The organism is Paracraurococcus ruber (genome assembly GCF_004353985.1).
GTDB classification, from domain to species: domain Bacteria; phylum Pseudomonadota; class Alphaproteobacteria; order Acetobacterales; family Acetobacteraceae; genus Paracraurococcus; species Paracraurococcus ruber.
The window spans coordinates 1-4,386 of the sequence record NZ_SMOA01000369.1; the positions used below are offsets into that span (position 1 = coordinate 1).

Annotated in this window: 4 protein-coding genes; all 4 read left to right on the forward strand. The window is 75.6% G+C overall.

What is annotated here, in order from left to right; translation table 11 throughout:
- The coding region (locus E2C05_RS29170; RefSeq protein WP_205083166.1) for a gamma-glutamylcyclotransferase family protein at positions 1-395 on the forward strand (395 nt) is incomplete at its 5' end.
- 194 nt (positions 396-589) lie between these two features.
- Positions 590-2,593: an ATP-binding protein gene (locus tag E2C05_RS29175; RefSeq protein WP_133223132.1), complete on the forward strand. Its 2,004-nt coding sequence runs from the start codon at positions 590-592 to the stop codon at positions 2,591-2,593.
- A complete protein-coding gene (locus E2C05_RS29180; RefSeq protein WP_133223133.1) occupies positions 2,590-3,249 on the forward strand; it encodes a response regulator in 660 nt (219 codons plus the stop codon). The genes E2C05_RS29175 and E2C05_RS29180 overlap by 4 nt, the downstream gene beginning before the upstream one ends.
- A gap of 544 nt (positions 3,250-3,793) precedes the next feature.
- Positions 3,794-4,108, forward strand: coding sequence for a hypothetical protein (locus E2C05_RS29185; protein WP_133223134.1), 315 nt, complete (start codon positions 3,794-3,796; stop codon positions 4,106-4,108).
- Positions 4,109-4,386: the final 278 nt, after the last annotated feature.

Sequence of the window (4,386 nt, forward strand, 5' to 3'; positions counted from 1 at the left end):
GGGCGCCCCGCGGCGCGCGCCGCTGGCCCCGCCGCATGACCGCCGGCATCGGCCTGCCGCTCTTCCTCTATGGCACGCTGCTGCGGCCGGCGGTGCTGGACCGCGTGGCGGGGCAGCGCGGCCTCGCCCGCCGGCTGCGGCCCGCCATCCTGCCGGGCCATGCGCGGGTGGCGCTGCGCGGCACGCCCTACCCGACGCTGCGGGCCATGCCGGGGGCGGAGACGACGGGCGCGCTGCTCCGCTGCGGGCCGCAGGCGCTGCGGCGGCTGCGCGCCTATGAGGGGCCGGAGTATCGCCTGGTGCCGGTCACGGTCCGCACCACCATCGGGCCGCGCCGGGCGCGTGCCTGGATCGCGCCGCGCTGGCGCGCCGCCGCCGGCGGGTGGGCGGGCTGACTGGCCGTGGTGACTCGGCATGCCGCCCGGGCGGGCTGATCCCGGGGCGCTGCCGGTCCGGCGCGGAGCGAGGCGACCGCCACGCGAATCCTTGCCTCGCCGCAATCATTCAGGAATAGAAGCGTCACGGAGTGTTGCAATCACGTATACGGCATTGCAACGTTTCGCCGGCCACGACGGCCCTGGAGGTGGTGATGGACGGCATGGCCGAGGTCCTCGCCCATGACCGCGACGCGCCGGCCCGGCGGCGGCGCTGGGCCCGCATCGTCCCGGCCGCCGCGCTGGCCCTGCCGCTGTTCATGCTGGGCGTCTCCAGCTGGATCGCCTGGCGCAGCGCCTGGCGGCAGGCGAGCGCGGAGGTGGTGCAGACCGCCGAAGCGGCGGCGGAATACGCCGCCCGCGTGCTGAGCGGCTATGCCATGGCGGTCGGCCGCATCAACGACCTCGTCGCCGGCTATACCGACGCGCAGATCCGCGAGCAGGAAGCGGTGCTGCACCAGGCGCTGCGGCGGATGATCGCCGACCTGCCGCAGGCCGAGGCCGGCTTCGTCTTCGACGCGGAAGGCACGCCCATCCTCAGCGTGAACGTCTTCCCCCTCGGGACCGCCGGCATGTCGTTCATGGACCGGGATTTCTTCGTCGACCTGTCGCGCGCGGATGCGCCGGCGCTGCATGTCAGCCGGGTGCATCGCGGCCGGCTGGACGGCGACGTCTTCATCGCCATCAGCCGCCGGCGCGGCGTTCCGGGCGACCCGCTGGGAGAGGGCGAATTCCACGGCGTGGTCAACGCCTCGGTCTATCCCGCGGCGCTGATCCAGGGGCTGGCGGCCTTCCGCCGCCGCGCCTCCGACAGCCTGCTGCTGTTCCGCGACGACGGGGCCAGGCTGACCACGTCGGAGCCGGACCCGCTGGGCCGCCTGGCCGATCCGGCGCCGCTGCCCCGCACGCAGCCGCGCGACCTGCAGCAGGATGCGCGGCCCGGCCCGGCCGCCGCGCCGCGGCTGGAGGCAAGGCGGCGCGTCTCCGGCTTCCCGGTCTATGTCGCGGTGCTGCGGCCGCATGCCGAGGTGCACCGGCGCTGGTGGCGCGACATGCTGCCGCAATTCGTCATCGGCGGGCCGCTCACCCTCGCGCTGTTCCTGCTCGCCCTTTCGGCGGTGGAGGACAGCCGCGCGCTCGGCCGCGCCAACCGCGACCTCGCCACCGCGCTCGACCGTTCGGAAGGCTGGCTGGAACGGGTGACCGCCGGCGCCGGGCTCGGCATCTGGGAGCTGGATGCGGAGAACCGCTTCCTCGCCGCCTCGACCCAGCTTGCCGGGCTCTGCGGCCTGCCGCCGCACCATGTCTTCGCCACCATCGACGGCCTGCTGCGCCGGCTGCATCCGGCCGACCGGCCCGGCTTCGGCGCCATGCTGGACCGCGCCCGGGCGGTCGGCCGGGCACGGCTGGAATTCCGGGTCGAGCGGCCGCGCGCCGGGCGCGAGCCGGCGACCGCCTGGCTGGTCAGCGAGGCCTTCCATATCGGCGGCGGGCAGCTCGCCGGCCTGACCTACGACATCACCGCCCGCCGCCTTGCCGAGGGGCGCACCGTCGAGCTCATGCAGCGCGCCGTCGCCAGGCAGGAGGCCGAGCGGCTGCGGATCGCCCGGGACCTGCATGACGGGCTCGGCCAGCATCTGACGCTGCTGCACCTGGCGCTGGCGCGGCAGGCGCCGGATGTCGAGGAGCTGCGCCTGCTGGCCGGCGAGATCGCGCGGGAGGCGAGCCGCCTCGCCCTCGAGATCCGGCCGACCGCCATCGACGATCTCGGCCTCGCCGACGCGCTGCGGCAGCTGGTGGAGGACTGGAGCGCACGCACCGGCATCGAGGTGGCGACGCTGATCGCGCTGCCGGCGGCGCGGCTGCCGCCGCCGGTCGAGACCACGCTCTACCGCGTGCTGCAGGAGGCCCTGACCAACGTGCTGAAGCATTCCCTCGCCACGCATGTCGGCGTGACGCTGCAGACCAGCCCGGGCCGGCTGCACCTGGCGGTGGAGGATGACGGGGTCGGGCTCACCGCCCGCCCGGGGCAGGAGGCGGGGCGGCCGCGGCTCGGGCTGCGCGGGATCCGGGAGCGGCTGGAGATCCTCGACGGCACGCTCGAGCTCGAGCGGTCGCCGCGCGGCGGCCTGACCCTGCTGGCCTCGATCCCGCTGTGAGCGACATCCGCGTCTTCCTGGTGGACGACCATCCGCTGGTCCTCGCCGGCATCCGCGCCCTGCTGGAGGGCGAGGCGGGCATCCGCATCATCGGCGAGGCGACGGATGGCCGGACCGCCATCGCCGCCGCCACGGCGCTGCGCCCGGATGTCGCCGTGCTCGACATGTCGCTGCCCGGGGCGAACGGGGTGGAGGTGGCGCGGGCGCTGGGCGAGGGCTGCCCGGGCTGCCGCTGCGTCGCCCTGACGGTGCAGGAGGACCGCGTCTATGTCCGGCGCATGCTGGAGGTCGGGGTGTCCGGCTATGTGCTGAAGCGGTCGGTGGCGCCGGAGCTGGTGCGGGCGGTGCGGGCGGTCGCGGCCGGGTCGATCTACCTCGATCCCGCCATCGCCGCGCATGCGCTGGAGCCGCGGCCGCGAATCGGCGCCGCGCCGGCCGAGACCGCGACCAGCGCGCTGACCCAGCGGGAGACGGAGGTGCTGCGGCTGACGGTCGCCGGCCACAGCAACAAGGCGGTGGCCAAGCTGCTCGGCCTGTCGGTGAAGACGATCGAGACGCACAAGGCGCGCGCCGCCGAGAAGCTCGGCCTGCGCGACCGGGTGGCGCTGCTGCGCTACGCGCGGGAACAGGGCTGGCTGGGCGAGACCCTGGAATAGCGCGGCCGGAGGGCTGGCGCGGCATCGGCCGGTCGACGGCCTGGCAAGCGCCGGCAAGGATCGCGGCGGGCGGGCGCATGCGGCGCTTCTCCGGCGGGGTTCGCATGCCCTAAACCGCCGCTGCGTGCCCCGCGTCGCGGGGCGCCCGGGCCGGGCGGTGCCGCCGGCATAGCGGGATGGCGGCGTCGTGCCAGGGGAGGGGCCGGGGATGGCAGGGCGAGGGATCGGTCACCGTGCCGGGCGTCCGGCCCCGCAGGCCGCGGGCGATGCGCCCGCGACTGCCGGACGGGGCCCGCAAAGCCGTCCGCGTCGGCCTGGCCGGCCGGGGCAGCCTAGGGGTTTTCCCTGATGCCCGCTCAGGTATGTCACGGATCGGGCAATTTCCGCGGCGATGGTATGCCGTACCCCAACATGCGGGGACGAGTGCGATGATCCGCCTCAACCTTTCGCCGGTCGCCGGGCTGGCCGCGTCCATGCGCTGCCATGCCACCTCCCCCGGCGGGCGGCCCGTCATCGGATCCCGCGCCGGGGATCGGAGGTCTTCATGGTGATGGAGGACGAGGATCTCGGCTTCCCCGATGCGGGGGGCAAGGACCGGCGGCAGGTCTACCGGGCCATCATGGCGGAGACGTTGCGGGCGCTGCCGCTCGACCTGCTGTTCCGGCTGTCGCAGGAGGAACGGTTCCGCGCCGGCTTCGCCTCGAAGCTGGTCGCCACCGCGATGCGGGAACTGGGCTCCGCCCGCCGGACCCCGCCGGACTGGCTGCTGCCCCTGGTGACCGAGGCGATCGAGGAAGCGGTGCCGCAGGTGCTCGACGAGGCCTGGATGGACGCCGCGGGGTCCCGCCCGGCGCATTGAGCGGCGGCGGGGCCAGGCGCGGGTGCCGTGGCGCCCGGGACCGGTCGTGACCCGGCACGGACCAGGCCGGCCATGAGCGGCCGGCGCCTTTCCGGCCCGGAGGCGATCCCGTCCCGCGACACCGCCCGAACCGCCGAACGCCGCACCGGGATGCGGCCGCCATGGCAGGCCGGGCGGGCGCATGCGGACGGGGTTTCGGTCGCCGGCGCGGATCGTGCCGCGAGGCATGCATCCGCCGGGCGGCAGGGCGCCGCGGCGGATCCGCCCGCCGGCCGGCC

What these genes read in the sequence shown, in the direction of transcription:
- E2C05_RS29175 (WP_133223132.1), top strand. Translation starts at nt 590, where the DNA reads ATGGACGGCATGGCCGAGGTCCTCGCCCATGACCGCGACGCGCCGGCC.
- E2C05_RS29185 (WP_133223134.1), top strand. Translation starts at nt 3,794, where the DNA reads ATGGTGATGGAGGACGAGGATCTCGGCTTCCCCGATGCGGGGGGCAAG.